16 protein-coding genes and 1 pseudogene are annotated in these 21,123 nt (G+C 35.1%); 11 read left to right on the top strand and 6 right to left on the bottom strand.

The genetic code is table 11. The annotated features are described in order from the left end of the window. Positions 1-153 precede the first annotated feature (153 nt). On the top strand, positions 154-1,005 hold the full coding sequence (locus AC5LWL_RS21100; protein WP_493436136.1) for a VOC family protein: 852 nt from the start codon (positions 154-156) through the stop codon (positions 1,003-1,005). 132 nt (positions 1,006-1,137) lie between these two features. Then, positions 1,138-1,977 carry an STAS domain-containing protein gene (locus tag AC5LWL_RS21095; RefSeq protein ID WP_493436135.1) on the top strand — a complete coding sequence of 280 codons (840 nt, stop codon included), beginning with the start codon at positions 1,138-1,140 and terminating at the stop codon, positions 1,975-1,977. Between the two features lie 792 nt (positions 1,978-2,769). Here AC5LWL_RS21095 and AC5LWL_RS21090 read toward each other — a convergent pair. After that, positions 2,770-3,387 carry an aspartate/glutamate racemase family protein gene (locus tag AC5LWL_RS21090; protein WP_493436134.1) on the bottom strand — a complete coding sequence of 206 codons (618 nt, stop codon included), beginning with the start codon at positions 3,385-3,387 and terminating at the stop codon, positions 2,770-2,772. Positions 3,388-3,461: 74 nt separating this feature from the next. Between AC5LWL_RS21090 and AC5LWL_RS21085 the strand changes: the two genes are divergently transcribed. Then, positions 3,462-4,802 (top strand): transposase family protein, encoded by a 1,341-nt coding sequence (locus tag AC5LWL_RS21085; RefSeq protein ID WP_493432582.1) that lies wholly within the window; start codon positions 3,462-3,464, stop codon positions 4,800-4,802. Between the two features lie 182 nt (positions 4,803-4,984). Here AC5LWL_RS21085 and AC5LWL_RS21080 read toward each other — a convergent pair. Beyond that, positions 4,985-5,131, bottom strand: a pseudogene (locus AC5LWL_RS21080) (aspartate racemase); the annotation flags it as partial. A 114-nt stretch (positions 5,132-5,245) separates the two neighbouring features. Between AC5LWL_RS21080 and pdxR the strand changes: the two are divergent. The 4 genes from pdxR to AC5LWL_RS21060 all read left to right on the top strand — a co-directional run bounded on the left by pdxR (position 5,246) and on the right by AC5LWL_RS21060 (position 12,069). Continuing rightward, the gene (gene pdxR / locus AC5LWL_RS21075) at positions 5,246-6,643 is read left to right on the top strand and encodes a MocR-like pyridoxine biosynthesis transcription factor PdxR (protein WP_493436133.1); all 1,398 of its coding nucleotides are present in this window, start codon (positions 5,246-5,248) and stop codon (positions 6,641-6,643) included. Positions 6,644-6,770: 127 nt separating this feature from the next. Further along, complete coding sequence (locus AC5LWL_RS21070) at positions 6,771-7,805, top strand: SepM family pheromone-processing serine protease (RefSeq protein WP_493436132.1); 1,035 nt, start codon at positions 6,771-6,773, stop codon at positions 7,803-7,805. A gap of 632 nt (positions 7,806-8,437) precedes the next feature. After that, the gene (locus AC5LWL_RS21065) at positions 8,438-8,626 is read left to right on the top strand and encodes a hypothetical protein (RefSeq protein WP_493436131.1); all 189 of its coding nucleotides are present in this window, start codon (positions 8,438-8,440) and stop codon (positions 8,624-8,626) included. A gap of 689 nt (positions 8,627-9,315) precedes the next feature. After that, the gene (locus AC5LWL_RS21060) at positions 9,316-12,069 is read left to right on the top strand and encodes a tetratricopeptide repeat protein (protein WP_493436130.1); all 2,754 of its coding nucleotides are present in this window, start codon (positions 9,316-9,318) and stop codon (positions 12,067-12,069) included. A 143-nt stretch (positions 12,070-12,212) separates the two neighbouring features. On the opposite strand, the gene AC5LWL_RS21055 is transcribed toward AC5LWL_RS21060, so the two are convergent. Next, complete coding sequence (locus AC5LWL_RS21055; RefSeq protein WP_493436129.1) at positions 12,213-13,868, bottom strand: glutamine--tRNA ligase/YqeY domain fusion protein; 1,656 nt, start codon at positions 13,866-13,868, stop codon at positions 12,213-12,215. Positions 13,869-14,130: 262 nt separating this feature from the next. Here AC5LWL_RS21055 and AC5LWL_RS21050 point away from each other — a divergent pair, with 262 nt between their 5' ends. The 3 genes from AC5LWL_RS21050 to AC5LWL_RS21040 are packed head-to-tail and all read left to right on the top strand — an operon-like array spanning position 14,131 to position 17,415. Then, positions 14,131-15,585 carry a circularly permuted type 2 ATP-grasp protein gene (locus AC5LWL_RS21050; RefSeq protein WP_493436128.1) on the top strand — a complete coding sequence of 485 codons (1,455 nt, stop codon included), beginning with the start codon at positions 14,131-14,133 and terminating at the stop codon, positions 15,583-15,585. Between the two features lies 1 nt (position 15,586). Beyond that, positions 15,587-16,549 carry an alpha-E domain-containing protein gene (locus AC5LWL_RS21045; protein ID WP_493436127.1) on the top strand — a complete coding sequence of 321 codons (963 nt, stop codon included), beginning with the start codon at positions 15,587-15,589 and terminating at the stop codon, positions 16,547-16,549. Continuing rightward, on the top strand, positions 16,546-17,415 hold the full coding sequence (locus tag AC5LWL_RS21040) for a transglutaminase family protein (RefSeq protein WP_493436126.1): 870 nt from the start codon (positions 16,546-16,548) through the stop codon (positions 17,413-17,415). The genes AC5LWL_RS21045 and AC5LWL_RS21040 overlap by 4 nt, the downstream gene beginning before the upstream one ends. Before the next feature lie 1,558 nt (positions 17,416-18,973). On the opposite strand, the gene AC5LWL_RS21035 is transcribed toward AC5LWL_RS21040, so the two are convergent. Together AC5LWL_RS21035 and AC5LWL_RS21030 are read right to left on the bottom strand one after the other, a co-directional pair. Next, on the bottom strand, positions 18,974-19,297 hold the full coding sequence (locus tag AC5LWL_RS21035) for an AzlD domain-containing protein (RefSeq protein ID WP_493436125.1): 324 nt from the start codon (positions 19,295-19,297) through the stop codon (positions 18,974-18,976). After that, positions 19,294-19,968 carry an AzlC family ABC transporter permease gene (locus tag AC5LWL_RS21030; RefSeq protein ID WP_493436679.1) on the bottom strand — a complete coding sequence of 225 codons (675 nt, stop codon included), beginning with the start codon at positions 19,966-19,968 and terminating at the stop codon, positions 19,294-19,296. The genes AC5LWL_RS21035 and AC5LWL_RS21030 overlap by 4 nt, the downstream gene beginning before the upstream one ends. A 158-nt stretch (positions 19,969-20,126) precedes the next feature. On the opposite strand from AC5LWL_RS21030, the gene AC5LWL_RS21025 reads away from it, so the two are divergent. Beyond that, complete coding sequence (locus AC5LWL_RS21025; RefSeq protein WP_493436124.1) at positions 20,127-20,675, top strand: helix-turn-helix domain-containing protein; 549 nt, start codon at positions 20,127-20,129, stop codon at positions 20,673-20,675. A 27-nt stretch (positions 20,676-20,702) separates the two neighbouring features. On the opposite strand, the gene brfA is transcribed toward AC5LWL_RS21025, so the two are convergent. Continuing rightward, positions 20,703-20,909: a ribosome rescue factor BrfA gene (brfA, locus tag AC5LWL_RS21020; protein WP_493436123.1), complete on the bottom strand. Its 207-nt coding sequence runs from the start codon at positions 20,907-20,909 to the stop codon at positions 20,703-20,705. Between the last annotated feature and the right edge of the window lie 214 nt (positions 20,910-21,123).

Below are 21,123 nucleotides of genomic sequence, written 5' to 3'. Positions count from 1 at the left end.
TATTATTTAAAGTAAAAATATAATAAATTACAAGTTATTTACTTTACAAACTTTAATTACTAAAATATAATACATTACATAAAGTAAGTATATAGGAAAATGAAGATAGAAAAATTTTGATAAAATGGCCAAATGATAGGAGGAAAATTAAAAATGGGATTTCATGCATTTCCAAATGTATATACAAGCAATGTGACATTAAAAGTGAAAAATTTAGAGAAATCTATTTTATTTTATGAAACGATTATTGGATTTAAAGTAAGTGAAAAATCAAAAGGTAAAGCCATTTTAACTGCAGATGGCAAAACTCCCTTATTGTATTTGGAACAGCTTGATCATATAGAGTCGAAGCAAGGACGTACTGCTGGATTATATCATTTTGCTCTATTAGTACCGAATAGAGCTGACTTAGGCATGATACTGCAGCATTTATTGCAAACAGGTTATCCGTTGCAGGGAGCTTCAGATCATAATGTAAGTGAAGCGATTTATTTAGCAGATCCAGATGGAAATGGAATAGAGATTTATCGTGATCTTTCACTGGAATTTTGGGAATGGACGGGGGATTTTGTGAAAATGGATACGCTGCCGTTGGATGCAGAGGCAGTATTAGAAGCAGGAAGTAGCCAAGAGTGGAACGGGTTGCCAGAACGGACTATTATTGGACATATCCATCTTCATGTAGGAGATTTGGATAAAACAGTCCGTTTTTATGTGGAAGGATTAGGCTTTCAAATTGTTCAAAAATATGGAAATCAAGCATATTTTATTTCCACAGGGAACTATCATCATCATATTGGTTTAAATATTTGGAATGGAATCGGTGTACCGGCTCCGAAAGAAAACCATACTGGATTAAAGTATTTTGAGTTAAAGCTGCCAAGTTTGGAAAGTTCGGAGCAAATAGAAAATAGATTAAAAGAAATGGGAGTATCCTATACGAGGGAACATAATATAATTTATACAGCAGATCCATCGGGAAATCCTATTCGGTTGACAATTTAATCTATATCTGAATAATATTATTGCGATTTTTAGTAATAAAAATTTGCTCATTTTTCCTTTTATTATTAGAATTCTATATAGCTGATCTTTTAATGAAAAAAGATAGTTGAATAGAAATGAGGGTGGAAACTGTTGCAGCGGAATGAAGAGTTATACACGTTTTTTATCAGTAATGCTACAAGGCTTACGGAAGAATGGTATGCAAATTTAGATAAAAGTGATCCAAAGGGTGTCTATTCTTCCGAGGATCCTGAAATAATTAAAACGTTAAAAGCGCAAAACAATGCATTTCATTTGTATTTAGCTAAAGCATTCGTTGAGGATGAAACTAAGTTTTATCGTGATTTTCAAAGTTGGATCTTAGAGATTGCCTCAGATGGAGAGCATTTAAATACACCAATTCATTATATTATTCGCGAATTTATCCGTGTGAGAGAACAATACTTTATTTTAGTTGAAGAGTTTGCAAAAGAGCAATCAGTTGGTGAAAGTAGAGTGAATAACTGGAATCGAATAATCGTACATGTTTTCGATATGATTATTTTGAAATTTACAGAAGAGTATCACCATTATTCTCATAGACAATTAGTTGCTCAACAAGAGATGATTAATGAATTAAGTTCACCTGTTATCTTATTAAGTAAGAATCGGGCGCTTTTGCCATTAGTCGGTGATATTGATACTGCTCGTGCTTCTGCTATTTTAGAACATACTATTAAACAATGTGCAGAAAAAAAGGTTTTTCAATTATTCATTGATTTATCAGGTGTTGTTATTATTGATACAATGGTTGCCCATCAAATCTTTCAATTAATACATGGATTAAGTTTGATAGGAGTTCACACGACTTTATCAGGAATTCGACCAGAAATAGCGACTACTGCTATTCAACTTGGATTATCATTTGATAAAATTTCCATTACGTCAACCTTATCAAAGGCAATCGCTCAGGATGAAGAGTTTTTTAGTTAAGGGCGCAATTATTTTTAAAAAAAGAGGCTGAGACATAACGAAATAGATAATAGGTAAAGACGAAGATTCTCTAATTTAGCACGTAAATGGTTACTTCCTTATACTGGTTAATTATGTTTTTTCATATAGTTAACTCAAACTTCGCACCATCAAATTCGTTTGCAAGTCTTGATCTTACTCGTTTTAGAACAATAAAATGAGAGGCTTGTTTTTTATTGTGGGGGTTGCTTTCCACTACGGGTTGCTTCGCTTTCCGCGGGGCTAAGCTTGAGCCTCCTCGGCGTTGCCTTGCGGGGTCTTTAGCCTTCCCACATTTCCCGCAGGAGTCTTCGCACCCTCCGTTACAAGTAACCTGTTTTAGAATAAGTTCTTGTCTTCGAATTTCATTACAAGGTATGATTGCTAAACACTAGTAGCGTTGATTTTTTATTTTATTAATCAACGTTGTTCTCCCACAATGTGCACTTTTAGTCTATTTCTATCAGATGGATGTTTTCACCAGTTCAACGACAGCAACTAATGGATCAAAGCGGCTTGATTGAAGTGAAAGGTGCGAGACTCCTGTGGGATTAGCGGGTTAGATGAGACCCTGCAGGCGCGAGCCCCACGGAAAGCGATTACCACAAACCTTACATAAATAAAAACCCAAACCATGATACGAAATACTTTTTACATCTTCGTATCATGGTTCGGGTTTATTTTCGGCTGGAATACTTATGTCCCGGCTTCTTAGAGTTTCGATTAGTTATGACGACAAGATTTTAAGCTTCATCATTGTTGTTTCCTTACATACTAATTTATAAGAGCTGTTTCTAAAGCGTTTGTTACAGCTTCTTTTGCATGAAGATAAGTAGTATTAAATAGAGGGATATCTGTATCCTCTGCTGTTATTAATAAGGGGATTTCTGTACAGCCTAATATGATCCCTTCAGCGCCTTCAGCTGCTAATTTATTGATGACTTCCATGTATTTTTCTTTTGAACCTGGAAGGAATATTCCTTTACACAATTCATTAAATATAACATCATGAACAATTTGTCTATCTGCTTCTTCTGGAATAACAGTAGAAATTCCATTTTCCTCTAAAATATCTTTATAAAAATCATGCTCCATGGTGAATTTTGTTCCTAATAAACCAACCTTTCGCAGACCTTTGTTTGTCACACTTTTTGCTGTTGCTTCTGCTATATGAATTAATGGAACAGAAAGTGCTTCCTGTACTTCTGGTGCCATTTTATGCATTGTATTAGTGCAAATTAATACTAAATCAGCACCGCCATTTTCCAAAGTTTTTGCAGCGTGTACCATTAACTCCGTTGCTTTCTCCCAATTTCCACTCTTTTGTAAAGCAACAATTTCCTCAAAGTCAAAGCAGCTCTGAAGAGTAAAAGTTTTTCGAGATAATTCCACCTAACACTCGCCAAATATAGGATAATTAGGATATACAAAACCCTATTATATTGATATTTGGGAGGATTTTTTTTATGATAACTAGAAAAGACAAACGTGATAAAGAAAAAGGGATAAACTTTTTATTCGAGTTTCTGAAAACGCAGAAACACTTTTTTAAAGATTTTAATAAGTTGCTTAAAAAAGTAAAGGATCCAAGACACCAGGGCTATACCATTTATGACCCAGAAGTCCTTTTGATGATGGTTATTTTAAAAAACACCTGTAATCTAAAAAGCATGCGTGAAATGACGAATGAATTCAACAAGGACGAGTGCATTGAAAATATAGGAAAAATTTTAGGGATTGAACATTTGGAAGAATTACCCCACTATGACACAATCAATAATTTTCTTTCTCGGTTGAAACCAGCAGAACTTGAACATATCCGAACGTACATGATCAAAGAATTATTGAAAAAGAGGTGCTTTGATTCTTATCGGATTGAGGGGAAATATTGGGGCGTTATCATTGATGGTACAGGCATTTTCACGTTTAATGAAAAGCATTGTGACCACTGCTTGAGACGAAATTACAAGGAAAAGGATAAGGAAACGGGTGAAGAAAAAACAAAGACCATCTATATGCATCACGTCCTAGAAGCTAAATTGGTTGTTGGAGATATGGTGCTGAGTGTTGACTCAGAATTTATTGAAAATGAATCGGAAGACGTGGAGAAACAAGATTGTGAACTAAATGCTTTTTATCGATTGGCTACAAGACTTAAAGACACATTCAAACGGCTGCCCATCTGTATCATTGCCGATAGTCTTTATGCGTGTGAAAAGGTCTTTAACCAATGCAAGAAATATAAGTGGAACTATTTATTTCGATTCAAGGAAGATCGCATCAAAAGTATTGCCAGTGAGTTTCAGGTATTAAAAAATATGGAAGACAATGTCTTGAATATAAATGAAGATAGCCAACAAGGAAGAATTACTTGGGTGAACGGAATTGTTTATAGGGAACATCAACAAAGTGTGCTGGAATACGAAATGGAGACGAAAAAGGGAAAACAAAAGTTTCTTTTCCTTACCAACATAAAAATCACAAAAAAGAATGCCAAAAGGCTCGTTAACACTGGACGAAGCCGTTGGAAAATAGAAAACGAGGGATTTAACAGACAAAAAAACCTACGCTATCACATTCAACACGCAAGCAGTAAAAATTACAATGCCATGAAAAATCATTATTTATTGGCCCAGATTACAGAAATCATAATGGTGCTTCATGAGCAAGGGTCGAAAGCATTGAAGCGCGTCAAAAAAACGGTAAAAGAAATATCCTCGCGACTGTTAGAAGCCTTGCGCGGGCAAACACTAACAAACGAGGATATAGTACAACTGGGAAAACCAATGCAAATTAGATTTACCTAGTGCCATAATTATAACAAAAGGATGTGGTGTTGGGAAAGAGAAAAGTAGTTATCCACAATTTCACAATGGAAATGACGAAATTGGCTTGTCTTTTTTGGTAAAAAGGACGAAAATGACAATGGTAAATTTTTACATGTGAATAAGTTACTTTAACATCTTTCACATTTTTTTATCAAAGTTTACTCCTCGGAGCTGAAGTCAAAGGAGTACATTTGACATTTTGCAGAATGCAGTCCACCTAAAGATTCTTTTACTAATGTATTAATAAGGCGATAATAATCTACCGTAGATTCCCAACTAAGCCCACCAATTAAACCGATTGTTTTCATGTACAATCCCCTCTTTCATATTTTTCAAAATCATAACATGTTATACTGGTATATAGTAGAACCAGTAATCAAATACTTTTATAGTACCAGATGAAATTCAGGGGGAATTAAAAGATGATTTTTACAACAGTAGACCGTTCTAGTGCTAAGTCTTTAACCCAGCAAGTTTATGAACAAATTCGTAAAGGAATTTTAGATAAAAAGTTGCAAGAAGGAGAGAAATTATTATCTTCAAGAGATTTGTCTTCCACAATAGGCGTATCGCGGAATGTCGTTTTAGAGGCCTATGATCGGCTTATTTCAGAGGGATATTTGGAGGTGAAACCGAAAGCTGGTACATTTGTTGCCAAAGGAACATCGCTATCGAATATACGGGTTAACCCCTATAAAAAGGAAACAAAGGAAATAAAAAAAGAAGAGAATACATTAATTGATTTTCGGGGCGGTAATCCAGCCATTGATCATTTTCCACGCAAAAAATGGGGGCAGCTGACAAAAGAAATTTGCAATGAATCACCACAGCATATTTTTGGGTATGGTGATCCATGCGGAATAAGCGAATTAAGGGAAGTATTAGCGGCATATTTACATAGAGCAAGAGGGGTGCAATGCCAGCCAAACCAAATTATTATAACCTCTGGTGCAACACAGGGATTAAGGCTTATTACGGAACTGCTTATTTCCGATCGCAAAACGGAGTATATTGCTGTAGAAGACCCTGTCACAGATGAGATGCGCAATATATTTACTTATGCAAATGCGCATGTCTATCCAGTTGCTGTTGATGCAAATGGGATTATCCCAGAATTATTGCCGAAAGAAAAACCAAGTTTTGTCTTTGTTATTCCTTCCCACCAATTTCCTTTAGGGGGCATTTTGTCCATACAAAGAAGGCTGCAGCTCATTGAGTATGCAAGAAAAATGGATTGTTATATTGTAGAAGATGATTATGATAGTGAATTTACATATGAAGATGCTCCTGTGCCGTCTATGCAAGGAATAGAACAAGAACATGTACTGTATGTTGGAACATTTAGTAAAATATTATCGCCTGCTTTAAGAATAGGCTATGTGGTTTTACCACCACATTTAGTCGAAGCATTCCAACAATTGAAATGGTTTACAGATCGCCATACCTCCTCCATTGAACAATTTGTGTTAGCACGTTTTATTAAGGAAGGGCATCTAGATAGGCATGTTCGTAAAATGAAAAGAATATATCAAGAAAGAAGAGAAGTATTAGTAAACAGCATACTTCACTCTTTTAAAAAATCAAAAATTATTGGCAAAGCAGCAGGCATGCATTTAGTAGTTGAAATTCCAGGTGTTGATTTTACAGAGGAAATTTGCCATCAAATAAAATCATTTGGGGTATGTGTGTATCCGGTAGAACAATACAGTATTAATAAAGGTGGGCACAAGGAAAAAATTATTATGGGATATGGGGGACTAACAACAGAACAAATCAAAAAAGGTGTTTCTTTGTTGAAAAAGGCTTTACAGAATGTATAAGAGCTATTTGCCTGTATATTCGGCGTAATCCCATCTTATTTTAATGTGATTTTTAGGATTAACGTGCATTATTATGTTATAAATGTAGTAAATCAAAGAGAAATTGAGTTAAGGAGTATAAGAAAACATGAATAAGGCGAATAAAAATAGACTTCAAAAAAAGATATTTATTGCAATCGTTGGAATAATGATCATTTTAGTATTTATTCCAACCCCTTATTATTTAAACCAGCCAGGGTCGATTGAACCTCTTGCAGCAAAAGTGACCGTTGAGGATGGCCATAAATCGGAGAAAGGCAGTCTGAATTTAACTACTGTCTATTCCATTAAAGCAACTAATCCGTATATATGGCTATATGGGTTAGTAGCCCCTCATACAGAAGTGAAAAAGGAAAAGGAAGTAAAAGGGACGTTGACAGATGAAGAGTATAATGCATTGCTGCTTCATATGATGGATACCTCGAAACAAAGTGCGATTATTTCTAGTTTTCATGAAGCCAATAAAAAAGTGGATTATCAATACAATGGAATCTTTGTTTCTGGTGTGCTGCCAACTTCAAAGGCAAAATCAATTATTCAAGTAGGAGATATTATTCATAAAGTGGATGGCAAGGATTTTGAAGAAGCCAATCAACTAATAGATTATTTAAAAGGGAAAAAAGAAGGCGAAAAAGTAGAAGTACAGTTTACCCACAATAACAAAACAAAAACGGCTTCCATTGCAACAATTGTGGTAAAGCAAAGTACAGGCCAGGTAGGGATAGGCATTGCCCCCGAAGATAATATAACAATTAATCCGTCTTTGAATGTGAAGATTAATACGGAAAATATAGGCGGACCTTCTGCAGGATTAATGTTTTCATTAGAAATATATAACCAAATGGTAAACGGAGATTTAACAAAAGGCTATAAAGTTGCTGGTACCGGAACAATGGATGCAAAAGGAAATGTCGGACAAATTGGCGGCATCCGACATAAAATTGTAGCTGCACATAAAGCAGGGGTGGATATTTTCTTTTACCCTAAAGATATAAATAAAGAGGATACAAATGAGAAAGAAATCAAAGACGAAGTAAAAAAAGAAGGATATGATATAAAAATAGTGCCTGTTAGCACATTAAAAGATGCAATTGACTTCTTGAAAGCATTACCTGTGAAATAAGCAGAAGATACCTATGCAAACAAAATTTAAACCAAGGCACATGAAAAGAAGTGATTTTCTTATGTTTATCCTTGTAATTGAAGCAGGGAGCAGTCAGAATACACGAAGACTCCTATGGGAACGAGAGAAAGACGAGAAGATAGCAGGAGTTTACTCCGAAAAGGCTCACCGCTCACCCCATGGAAAACGAAGAGTATTCTGACTACGGATTATTCGAGAGAGCAAAACACACTTTTCATGTAAACAAAAATTTATACCATGAAGAATGAAAATAGGCGAGTGTGATTGAGTTTGTTGTTAGCAGGGAGCAGCCGGAATACACGAAGACTCCTATGGGATTAGCGGGACAGGCGAGACCCCGCAGGAGCAAAGCTCCGAGGAGGCTCGGCGCCCGCCCCATGGAAAGCGAAGTGTAATCCGGTTGCGGACTATTCGAGAGAGCCAAAGCCTTTTTTCAGGATAGCCAACCAAAAATAATTTTATTATCAAAAATGGGTATTACAACTTTTTGTAACAATAGAAGAACCTCTATATTGTAAGTTTAAAGCTGAAGAATAAGGGAATATTATTAGTATACTTACAATAGGGCGTAACGTATTAACCAGTTCCTGTTAATACGAAGGAGGTTCAAAATGAGAGAGTTTTTCAATGGCATTTTCAGTTTATTTTACGGTTTTTTCGCAGTACCTCTTCTTTTAATATTTATTATAATTGCCATTTTTGCTGTAAATGAAATTAGAAAAAGAAAAAGAAACAAAACAGAAGAATGGCATGGACAATCACCAGTAGAAAAGATTGAAAAAGAAGACAAAACAAAATAATTATAAAATAGCAAAAAAGAATCAAAGAGGAATGCTTTGATTCTTTTTTTGTTATGTAAATAATCATGATCATAGAGACCCATCCAACAAAAAATGCTACACCATGAACGACGAAAATAGGCGGCTTGATTAAGTTCGTTGATATGTTGAAGCAGGAAGCAATAAGCATGGCAAGAAGACTCCCGTAGGAAAGCGAAGTGTATGCGGACTGCGGACTTATCGAGAGCGCAGTCCTATTAAATAACTAGTTCAATTTTTAGAGTGTATCTTTAATGGATGATAAAAGAAGGCAAGAAAGGGTATAATGACACTAGAGGATCATTTATATTTTAAGTACCCTAGTTACATATATGTTTTTTGTTGTTGAAAAAATTTTTCCTCATAAAGGAAAACCTATTTTAGATTTAGCTTGTAGACTTCATTCTATCATTCTCTTTTAAAAGTAAAACAACTGTAATAAAAATGAACTATTCCCGCAATAAAGAAAGAAATTACATTTGCTACAATGAAAGCAAAGTAAAAAAGAAAATGACAGATTTTTAGAGGATAGACAAAAGGATGAAAGCAGCAGGTTGATCGAAGGTTTGTATCTATTAGAGATACTAGTAATTTTCTTTGGAAAACACGCATATAATACTTTATTAATGACATGGAACTGGTCAATTCTAATAGAATAACAGGGGGAAGTTATGACTTTAGAAAAAAAATTGATAGAAAAGAAATATTATGAAGGATATACAAAGGACAGAACGGATATTCCTATTGAGGTATTAGGAAAATTATATATAACTGAACAAAGTAAAAATATACCCGATTTGACTTCCATACGTTTTGCACAAGGTGAGCTTTATTTTCAGTATCAAGATTATGAAACGGCTATTTTTAAATGGGAAAACATTAACAACGATCTGGAGCCGTGGGCAAAGAAAAATTTAGCCGATGCATATATGGCATTAGGAGAATTATCTACTGCTGAAAGTATTTATAAAGCAATTCAATCTGAATCTGAACTGTTAAAGGTGGAAATTTCGCTACAATTATTTGCCCTTTACATAGAAAAAAGAAATCAAGAAATGGCACTTGAAACAATAAAAAAATTAATTATCAGCAACCCTGATTATAATAATATGACTTTGCTTGCTCGGTCTTATTTTGAAGAACAAGAGTATTGGGAGTATGCGATAGAGTTAGCTGTAAATGAAGGAACAAGAACGGAATCATTAAAGTGGTATGCCGCATTAATAAAATATGCAGATTTAGGAAAAACGGCAAAGTATGAACCTGCCTATTTTTTAACTAGTTTAATAGAACTATATAAGTTGGATTTGCAGCTATTTGAACGTTTTGCATTATCTTTATGGGAAAACTACAAAAACACAAGTTATTATTTAACTTGGTTAAAGGAATTTAATCTTTTATTTTATAAAATATTAGACAAACCAACAGAGCCATGGATAGATCTTTCTGCTGAATTAAATAAAACATATTTAGCACTAATAAGTGGATCTTATCCAATTAAAGCTATTGCAGAGATCTCGCCAATAGCTTTAAGCAACTTGTTTATGATTGCAGAAGATCAACAAGAAATCGTTGCTGCCTCCTATATATTAGGATGGAATGATTTATTTCCATCTACTATTGAAAGAAATTATGTGGAAAAAGCAGAAAATATGATCAATCAGACGTTGGAAACGAATGTTGATTCAAGTAAATTTATAGAACTCTTTCAAGAAATATTAAGATGGGCAGATAATCATGATATTCGAGTAGATAAAAAATTTGCAAAAAAAGTGGTCGAATATATTCCATCACAGGCTGCTCATTTATTAATAGTTGGATCTCCTGAAAGTGGAGTAAATGAATATATAAATGAATTGATTGGGGAAACGCTCTTAGCGGAAGAAACAACAAGTCTGGTTTCAATCAAGGGGTATGACTACTTAGAAATTAAGGAAATAACTGATGATGATGATGGTACAATTGACAATCTGTCCAATTTTTATGATGAATTACTTGAAACGGATAGTCCGCAAGAAGAGGTAAAAGTATATGAGTTAAATACACCATCATCTTTCTTAAGTGAAAATAATTGGGTTGTTACAACCGCACCGTTTCTGAACAATGAACAGTATGAAGAATATGGTTTGTTAGCGGATAGTTTAGTATATGTAATAAATGATAGAACACTCTTTCAATATAATGAATATGAAAAGTTATTAGAATGGCAAGAAAAGGTATCACAGCTTACGATTCAGTTTTTAATTTATGTAGAAGAAGTAGATAATGAGAAGGTTGCCACAAAACGTTTGCAGAAGGCTACTTCTACTATTCAACATTATTTTCCGACAAGTGAAATTTTTATTTATTCCAAGCAAGACGACAGAAACATGCAGCTGTCTAAAATAAGCAGCTATTATCAAGAGCATTTTGCAAATAGAATGATGGTAGAAGAGAGAACTGCTAAAAGTATTTCTATCATTCAGGACTTGATAACTAATCTGCTTAATAAACGAGTGGATATGGAAAATAGCTTACGAGCTACTTTAACGATGTATGAAGAAATTGTTAGTAAATTGACTGGCGCCAGTAATCAATTGAATGATATGGAAATAGAAAAAACAAAAGTTATTACAGAAAAGTTTGATGATTTAAAGGAAACAATGAGCAAAAAAATTATGGAAGATATTCCAAAAATGCTGAAATCATGTAAAGATATGGTGAAAGAAGATAGTGACTTTGGAAAAATTCATGTTCAACTAAATGAAGAGATGAATAAACGAGTTAATCAATATGTGCAGCATACATTATTGCCAAACCTTTATGATCAAATTTCTGTATGGATTGACTTGTCTGAGCTAGAACTTACTAATAGTCAACAATATATGCAGGAGCTATGCGACGGATTTAATATGCTTTACGAAAAGAATCAGCTAGAACTGTCATGTGATTTTACGATTGTTGATGATTGGAAAAGGGATGCCCGCCGAATGACAAGTGGCATGACGATTGATCATTTAAATATTTTATTACGATTTAGACCTGCACAAGTTCTATTAAAAAGCGCAGGGAAAATATTTGGAAGCATTCCACAAAATAAAAAAATGCTATATGCAAAATACCAAAAATTTCTTGAGACGGAAGACTTCTCTGAAGTGGCAGCGTCTGTTGAGCATACCTTTACCATGCAACTTGAATTTTTTGAAAAAGGAATAGCGAGAGATGTTAATATGTTCTTTAATATCCCACAAAACATATTGGCAAAAACGATCAAGGAAAAAAGCGAGGAAATTAAAGAGTATAAAAACTTATTAGAAAAACTGAAAAATAATCCAGAAATGTTTCATGATCCGTTAAGACTTTTTGAACTTCAATTATTACAGTATGATTGGTTAACAAGTACCTCAAAATTAGCAACTGCAGGTGTTTTTCAAGATAAAATATGATATTGAATAAATATAGCAGCGATAAAGCAGAATAGAGATTTATAAAAGGCAGCCCTGACGAAAAGGGCTGCCTTTTACAAAAGATAAGAAAGTATAAAATTTTTCAACTTAGATTAGTGTCTAGCGCAAGCGCCTTTCTTATTTTAAAGCTTAAATGAACTTTTTAGAGAAACAATACGGTTAAATACCGGTTTTTCGGATGTAGTATTCTTTGGATCTGCACTAAAATATCCGTGTCTAAAGAACTGATATTTATCATATGCTGCTACATTATCCATATTCGGTTCAATGAAGCCTTGTACGATCTCAAGTGAATGACTGTTCACATAATCTAAGAAGGTTTTTCCTTCTTCTATTTCTGTTTCTTCATCTAAAATAAGTGGTTCGTATAAACGGAATTCTGCAGGAATAGCTTGTGTTGCCTCTACCCAATGCAAGGTGCCTTTTACTTTGCGACCGGTAAAGCCAGATCCGCTCTTTGTTTCAATATCATACGTACAATGCAGTTCTATTACTTGGCCATTCTCATCTTTAATAACTTCTTCGCATTTTATAAAATAAGCATGCTTTAAACGAACTTCGTTTCCAGGGAAAAGACGGAAATACTTTTTCGGAGGATTTTCCATAAAGTCTTCTTGTTCAATATAGATTTCACGAGAAAATGGTATTTGTCTTGTCCCCATGTCAGGATTTTCTGGGTTAATTTCGGCATCAAGCATTTCAACCTGTCCTTCTGGATAGTTGGTAATAACAACCTTTAATGGATTCAGCACGCCCATTGTTCTTGGTGCTTTTAACTTTAAATCTTCACGAACAAAATGATCCAGCATAGCAGAATCAACGACACCAGAACCTTTAGAAATTCCTAATTCTTTACAAAAAGATTGAATTGCTTCTGGTGTAACCCCTTTTCTTCTTAGACCAGAAACTGTTGGCATTCTTGGATCATCCCAACCATCTACATACTTCTCATCTACTAATTGTTTTAATTTACGTTTACTCATAACAGTATTCGTAATATTTAATCTGCCGAACTCAATTTGCTGTGGAGTACTTTCCATTTCACATTCACGTACGACCCAGTCATATAATGGACGTTGATCTTCAAACTCCGTCGTGCAAAGCGAGTGTGTAATCCCTTCAATTGCATCCTCTAAAGGATGGGCAAAGGCATACATTGGATAAATGCACCACTTATCTCCTGTGTTATGATGGCTTGTATGAGAGATACGATAAATAACAGGATCACGTAGATTAATATTTGGTGAAGTCATATCAATTTTTGCTCGAAGCACTTTTTCACCATTTTCATAATTGCCATCGCGCATGGCTTCAAATAATTGAAGATTTTCTTCAACAGAACGTGTTCGGAAAGGACTTTCTTTACCAGGCTCTGTTAACGTTCCTCGATATTCGCGGATTTCGTCAGCTGATAGATCATCAACATAAGCAAGCCCTTTTTTAATTAGCAATAAGGCACGGTTGTACATTTCATCAAAGTAATCAGAAGCAAAAAGAAGATTTTCCCATTTATAACCAAGCCATTCTACATCTTCTTTAATAGCATTCACATACTCGATATCCTCTTTTAATGGATTTGTGTCATCAAAACGGAGATTGGTCTTTCCATTAAATTCTTCCGCAAGTCCAAAGTTAATGAAAATGGATTTTGCATGTCCGATATGTAAGTAACCGTTTGGTTCTGGAGGGAAGCGTGTCACCACAGAACGATGTTTCCCAGTTTTTAAATCTTCTGTAATAATATTTTTAATAAAATTAGAATTGTTATTATTATCCATTTTTATAGCCACCTTTCATTTATATGTATTAATAACCCGAAAGCTTAAAGAAAAAAGTTCCTATAAATGATTATATCAATAATATAACCAAAACTTTATTATAAACTTCCAAGAAAGGAAACGAAAGTAGAATAATTTAAGTATTACCCTGGATTATACTTTTTACATCATATTTAGAGAATTTTTCTAAAATTTAGTTATTTTTGTAAAGGAATTTGCAAAAGTCTGTCGAATTTATGGTTATAAAGGCAGGTGTATCTAGTTGATAAATGAATATAAATTGAAAAAAGACTATTATGATGAAATGTTTGAAAATTCAGTTAAAACACATCCTGCTTATATAAAATTATGGAACAATATGTCTCTTTTAGATGAGGAATCTATTAAAAGAAGGCATATGCTTGCAGAGCAGGATTTTATGCGCCAGGGGATTACGTTTACTGTGTACGATAATGAAGAAGGAACAGAAAGAACGATGCCGTTTGATCCGCTGCCGCGAATCATTTCGCAGAAAGACTGGAAAATGATTGATAAAGGGTTAAAGCAGCGAGTTAAAGCATTGAATTGCTTTCTTGAAGATGTATACAATGATCAGAATATATTAAAGGATAAAGTGGTGCCCCGTGATTTAATCGTTACTTCTCCTCATTTTTATCATCAAGTGTATGGAGTGAAAGTACCAGAGCAGAATCATGTGTTTATTGCAGGAATTGACCTGATTAGAGATGACAAAGGGAATTACCTTGTATTAGAGGATAATATACGGAATCCTTCTGGACTTTCCTATGTATTCCAAAATCGTTTTATTATGAGAAAGATTTTCCCGGAGCTCTTTAAAGAGTATGAATTACAGTCATTAGACAATTATTTATATGAAATGCTTGAGGCATTAAAAAATATTGCGCCACAAAATATCGAAAAACCTACTATTGTTTTACTTACTCCAGGTAGATTTAATTCTGCTTACTATGATCATAGCTTTTTGGCAAGGCAGATGGGGATTGAGTTAGTCGAAAGCCGTGATTTAATCATAAAGGAACGAGTTGTTTATATGAAAACAACAAGAGGGCTGCAGAAAGTAGATGTTATTTACAGAAGAATTGATGATGATTATTTAGATCCATTGGAGTTCAAAGAGGATTCTGTAATCGGAGTACCAGGTTTACTTGATGCCTACCGAGCAGGAAATGTATCTATTGCCAATGCTATCGGAAATGGTGTGGCAGATGATAAAGCAACTTATGCATATGTCCCAGATATGATTCGCTATTATTTACAAGAAGAACCAATATTATCTAATGTAAAAACATATATTTTATCCAAAAAAGAAGATTATGAGTATGCATTACTTCATTTAGATGAGCTTGTATTTAAAGAAAGGAACTCTTCTGGTGGTTATAACATGCTGATTGGTCCACATGCGACAGACGAGCAGAAAAGCATTTTTCGAAAAAAAATAATGGAATATCCTGAAAACTTTATTGCACAGCCAACCATTTCTCTCTCTACTTTGCCGACATATACTTCAGAGGGAGTTCAAAGCAGACACGTGGATCTTCGTGCATTTGTTTTAATGAATAATGAGCCAAGGGTTATTCCAGGTGGACTAACAAGAGTTGCCTTAAAGAAAGGTTCTTTAGTCGTCAATTCTTCCCAGGGTGGTGGAAGCAAGGATACATGGGTATTGGGCAGCAGTATAGAAGGCGAGGAGGAATAAAATGTTAAGTCGTGTGGCAGACTCTCTTTATTGGATTGCTCAGAATATGGAACGTGCAGATAGCGTAGCGAAACTATTATCAGTAAGACTTGTCAGTATTTTGGAAAATCAGGATCCGGTGGTAGGAACAGAGAATGACTGGGAAGAAGTAATAGAAATTGCAAGCGATAAAAAAGAATTCAAAAGATTATATGATACGTATAATAGAGAATCTGTCATTCAATATTTGGCCTTTTCTAAGCAAAACATGAATTCTATCTTTTCCTGTATAACCCTCTCAAGAGAAAATGCGAAAATGATTCGGGAAATTTTGCCGATTGAATTTTGGGAAGTAATCAATGATTTATATATGGAAATAAAAGGGATTAACTTTTTTGAAGATAATACAGAAAAATTGAACCGGTTCCTGCAAGGCATTCACGAAAAATATTTTTTGCTACAAGGTATTATTTCAGGTTTCATGCTTCAGGAAGAAGGATATTTATTCTTAATGTTCGGCAAATACTTGGAGGTTATTCGCAAATTGGCAAGAACCATGGATGTTTATTATCATAAAAGAAGAACAGAAAGGTTTGAAAAAGAAGATATTCAATACCATTATTGGAGCTCGGTGCTAAGCAGTTTAAGCGGCTATCATTCTTATATTCAAAAATACCAAGCATCGATGAATCCTGTAAAAATTGTTGATTATTTGCTTTTTGATTCTGCACATCCCCGTTCGGCAAAATTTGGCGTGCAGCAGCTTGTTTACGCATTTCAGACGTTGGAAAAAAAGCAAGTAAATACTTATTCTCAAAAGCTTTATGATAAGATAGAAGAACTTCATCAAGAATTGCGCTATGAATCGGTGAAAAATTTGCCAGTTTCCCTCCATGAATACTGTCAAAGAATACAGTCTCTTTGTGATTCAGTAGGAATTGCAATTATGGAGACATATTATTTAGGAGAGATGAGTCCGACATGAAATATGAAGTGCTTCAACGATCGCATTATAAATATAGCTTGCCAGTAAAGCAAAGTATTAATCAATGCATCTTTAAACCATTATCTACCCCAAATCAACATGTATTGAATTATGAATTAATCATTAAACCGTGGACAAAGCATTATAATCATAATGATTACTGGGGAAATGAAGTGAGCAGCTTTTACTTATGGGAGGCACATGATGAGCTAGTTGTGGAAACCCAGTCTCTTTTAGAGATTGATTATCCGTTTCCAGAAGTGAAAATGACAGAAGAAATGGACGCTATTATGAAAAGTGCGGCTTTTCGAGGAGAATTTGCTGAGTTTCTTATGCCTACTTCCTATACAATGTTGAAAAAAGAGATGCTTGAATACATTTTAAATGATCTTGGAGAAAAAGATGCTGATACCTATCTTTTTTTACAAAAACTGAATGAGTATATTTATACAAACTTTTCCTATGTACCTGGAGCTACTGATGTTAAAACAGTAGCTTATGAGGTAGTGGAAAAACGTTCAGGAGTATGCCAGGATTTTTCCCATGTTATGCTTGGAATTTGCAGACATGTCGGAATACCTGCACGTTATGTAAGCGGCTATATTTATGGAGGGGAAGATGCTGCAATGCGCGGCGATTCTCAAACACATGCATGGGTTGAAGTTTATATTCCAAAGCATGGGTGGATTGGATTTGATCCAACTAACAATATGATGGCATTAAACCAGCATATTCGTGTGGCAACCGGCAGGGATTATGCAGATATTACTCCATTAAAAGGAATGTATATTGGTAATACTGCACAAGAACTAGAAGTATCCATTAGCGTCAGCAAAGTGAAAGACGAGGATAAAATCTGTTGTTGATGCAAGAGTTTTAAAAGAGTATTCCTGTCATTAGAGGAATGCTCTTTATTCGTAGTTAGGATGATTTGCAGTTGCTCCAGTTCTGACTCTGATTTGCTGGGTGGATTAGTGCTGATGCTGTTACAAGACTTGGCTCGACGAAGAAGAGGCTGAGACATAACGAAATAGTTAATAGGTAAAGACGAACATGCTCTAATTTAGCACTTAAGTGGTTACTTCTCTATACTGGTTATTTATGTTTTTTAATATAGTCAACTCAAACTTCGCACCATCAAATTCGTTTGCAAGTCTTGATGTTACTCGGTTTAGAACAATAAAATGGGAGGCTAGTTTTTTAAAAGGTGAGGAAGTATATATTTTTTGAAATGTGAAGGCTGTCTAGCTCCAGCGCCTAGCCCCTGTGAAAGATAACCTCCAGCCTCTAAAAGTAAAAAACACTTTTTGAGTCTGGAGAACATTTTTCTTCGGGGCTAAACAAGGCGCTTGCACTTTTCTTATGGGGTTGCTTTCCACTACGGGTTGCTTCGCTTTCCGCGGGGTGGGAGCTCTGAGCCTCCTCGGCGTTGCCTTGCGGGGTCTTTAGCCTTCCCACATTTCCCGCAGGAGTCTTCGCACCCTCCGTTACAAGCAACCTGTTTTAGAATAAGTTCTTGTCTTCGAATTTCATGGCAAGGTATGATTACTAAATACTAGTAGCGCGTTGATTTTTTATGTTTATTATTCAACGTTGTTCTCCCAAAATGTGCACTTTTAGTCTATTTCTATAAAGTGGATGTTTTCACCAGTTCAACGACAGCAACTAATGGATAAAACGGCTTGATTGGAGTGTAAGGTGCGAGACTCCTGTGGGATTAGCGGGTTAGATGAGACCCCGCAGGCGCTCTTAAGCCGAGGAGGCTCATCGCACGCCCCACGGAAAGCGAGCATCCTGAAACGAGAATCTTGCCCCTATTTATAAGGAATAATGTTTGCAAAAACACCATAAAAAATTAATCAATCATCCTTTTCTAATTGCTCTAAACCAAGTTAAGTCAATACATGAAGAAGAATTTATAACTACGAAATTTGAGTTAAGTATAAGAAATAGGTTGTTCCATTGCGCTACAAACACTCGCTTTCCGCGGAGAGGAAGCTGATCCTCCTCTACTTCCCGTAGGAGTCGAGTATCTTCCGCTCCATTCCACTTCGTTTTTAAAGGTTATTTCCTAAAACTTAATTCCTAAAACTTAATTCTTTTGCCAAGAAAAAAAGAAATAGATTGAAAAATGGAGCAGCCTGCATACACGTAGACTCCAATGGGATTAGCGAGACACCTTAGCCCCTAGGGCCGAAGCGGCTAAAGCCGAGCCCCATGGAAAGTGAAGTGTAAACAGCCAGAGGGTGATTACCACAAATCTTCTTTTTTACATAAATAAAAAAACCAAACCATGATACGAAATATTTTTTACCTCTTCGTATCATGGTTCGGGTTTATTTTCGGCTGGAATACTTATGTCCGAGCTGCTAGAACATTTATATTTCGGTGAGCAAGGACGCCAAGCGCTATTCTTATTTATTTTTAAAGGAGTAATCGAATAAGTGCCATACAAAAAACACCGATTAACACTGTTGTCAGCAAGCTTTTTGTTTTAACAGCAATGATAAAAGTAGGAACAGCTGCCAAGAGATAGTTCCAATTCAATTGAAAACCGTTTGCGTCAGTGGTTAAAAAACTTTCTACAATTAAACCTGTGAATATACAAATGGGTATATAAGAAAGCCATTTTTCCACAAGAGCCGGAATGGAAAAATTACGAACAAGTATAAAAGGAAGAATTCTAGGAATAATGGTCACAAGTGTACAGCCTAATAAAAGCAGCAAAAATTCATTTGTAATAATCATTTATCTGTCACCACCCCGATAGAAGCAACCAATACAGTAGAAAGGATGACTGCAAGACTACTGGATACAAAAGAGGAAAATAACAGCATACATACAACCATTAGAAGGATAAGAAATAAATAATGTTTTAGTTTAGAAGCCTTTATCGTTTGTATATGCAGAATAAGCAAAGCAATAAACATGGCCGTTAAAGCATAATCAAATCCTAAGATTTCCGGATTGGGAAACCATCCTCCTAAATATGCACCTAACGTACAGGAAATGATCCATGCAATATAAGCAGTCACATTTAGCCCATTCATCCAAGCATCGCTAATTGGCATCTTTTTTGCCAGTTTGACGATAGCAACACCAAAAGATTCATCGGTTACTAAACTCCCGACCCCGATATTTTTCCATAAGGAATAGTCTACAAATTTTGGAGCCAAAGTCCCACTAAGCAGTAAATGTCTTAAATTAACGATAAAAGTCGTTAAAATAATCGCACTAATTGGGCTCGATGCAGCAAGCATGGCGCAAATAATAAATTGTGCGGATCCGGCATAAACAAACGTGGACATTAAAAAAATTTGGAAAATATGTAAACCAGATGCTATCCCGACAATGCCCATTGCTATTCCGATGCTAATATAGCCTAATAATGTGGGAATGCAATCTTTTACCCCATCCATAAATGTAGGAGGATAAGCCTTTTGTTCAGAAAAATCTTTTAAAGTATCCAAGAAATATCTCTCCTTTTTTGTATTATATATTATACTTTTGTATGGTATAATGAACATTATATAAAGGAATGGTAAATAAAGCAACTATCATTTTAAAGGAGATTGTGATGCAATCCATTACGAATACGATTGGACAAAATTTAGAAAATCTACGAAAAAAACGTGGGTATAGTTTAGATAAAGTTGCAGAATTGACTGGTGTTAGCAAGGGGATGCTAGCACAAATTGAAAAGGGAAAATCGAATCCCACCGTCTCTATCCTTTGGAAAATAGCGATGGGCTTACAAGTGTCATTTTCCTATTTTATGGCGGAAACGGAAGCAGCGATTAAAAAAGTAAGCATTAATGAACTGGAAGCATTTGAAGATGACAGCAGTCAATACCGCCTATTCTCTTTATTCCCTTTTCATCCAGGGAAGAAATTTGAAATTTATACGATTCAGCTAGACGGGAATGCATTTCACTGTTCTGAAAAACATGCTGGAGAAGAATATATTTTAGTAGGGGAAGGAGAAGTAAGTTTAGAAATAGGGGAAAAAAAATATCGATTGGAAACAGGGGATGGTCTGCAGCTAACCCCAAATCAAACACATGTTTACAAAAATATGCTAAATAAAATGGCCACCTTATTTGTGGTCATCTATTATCCTGAATAGCATCCTGAATGTCACGAACGAATTTATTTATTGATACAGAAAAACCATTCTCTTGTGTTTGATGAGAATGGTTTTTTCGATGTTTTTTTTCTTTTTGGATGAAAAGCTCCTGTTTTGTTTTTTTTTTTTAGTAGCAGGATGAATGGAACCCCAACTTCCTCTGCGAATAGTTGTATCAAATCCATGTTCACGCAAGTGTTTTTCTCGCTTCTTTTTTGCCTGTGATTTTGCCATTAGTTTAATATCCTTTCTTGTGTAAGCCATTATCTAACTGAAAGTGACAGTGGGGATGTCTCCCACGTATTCTGTATGCTTTTGCAAATGCCTTATTTAAAGCGTCTTGTGTATATTTTACAGGATGATTGAGGTTTATTTCTAGCTTTTTAAAAGGGAATTTTGGAGATAGTTTCTTGTTGTATCAAAAGGAGGAAGGACATTTAGGGAGAAA

It is taken from the genome of Niallia sp. WK069_GA_01, from assembly GCF_983173855.1.
This window is presented reverse-complemented; position numbering and strand designations above follow the sequence as displayed.

What these genes read in the sequence shown, in the direction of transcription:
- AC5LWL_RS21100 (WP_493436136.1), top strand. Translation starts at nt 154, where the DNA reads ATGGGATTTCATGCATTTCCAAATGTATATACAAGCAATGTGACATTA.
- AC5LWL_RS21085 (WP_493432582.1), top strand. Translation starts at nt 3,462, where the DNA reads ATGATAACTAGAAAAGACAAACGTGATAAAGAAAAAGGGATAAACTTT.
- pdxR (WP_493436133.1), top strand. Translation starts at nt 5,246, where the DNA reads ATGATTTTTACAACAGTAGACCGTTCTAGTGCTAAGTCTTTAACCCAG.
- AC5LWL_RS21070 (WP_493436132.1), top strand. Translation starts at nt 6,771, where the DNA reads ATGAATAAGGCGAATAAAAATAGACTTCAAAAAAAGATATTTATTGCA.
- AC5LWL_RS21065 (WP_493436131.1), top strand. Translation starts at nt 8,438, where the DNA reads ATGAGAGAGTTTTTCAATGGCATTTTCAGTTTATTTTACGGTTTTTTC.
- AC5LWL_RS21060 (WP_493436130.1), top strand. Translation starts at nt 9,316, where the DNA reads ATGACTTTAGAAAAAAAATTGATAGAAAAGAAATATTATGAAGGATAT.
- AC5LWL_RS21055 (WP_493436129.1), bottom strand. Translation starts at nt 13,868, where the DNA reads ATGGATAATAATAACAATTCTAATTTTATTAAAAATATTATTACAGAA.
- AC5LWL_RS21045 (WP_493436127.1), top strand. Translation starts at nt 15,587, where the DNA reads ATGTTAAGTCGTGTGGCAGACTCTCTTTATTGGATTGCTCAGAATATG.
- AC5LWL_RS21040 (WP_493436126.1), top strand. Translation starts at nt 16,546, where the DNA reads ATGAAATATGAAGTGCTTCAACGATCGCATTATAAATATAGCTTGCCA.
- AC5LWL_RS21035 (WP_493436125.1), bottom strand. Translation starts at nt 19,297, where the DNA reads ATGATTATTACAAATGAATTTTTGCTGCTTTTATTAGGCTGTACACTT.
- AC5LWL_RS21030 (WP_493436679.1), bottom strand. Translation starts at nt 19,968, where the DNA reads ATGGATGGGGTAAAAGATTGCATTCCCACATTATTAGGCTATATTAGC.
- AC5LWL_RS21025 (WP_493436124.1), top strand. Translation starts at nt 20,127, where the DNA reads ATGCAATCCATTACGAATACGATTGGACAAAATTTAGAAAATCTACGA.
- brfA (WP_493436123.1), bottom strand. Translation starts at nt 20,909, where the DNA reads ATGGCAAAATCACAGGCAAAAAAGAAGCGAGAAAAACACTTGCGTGAA.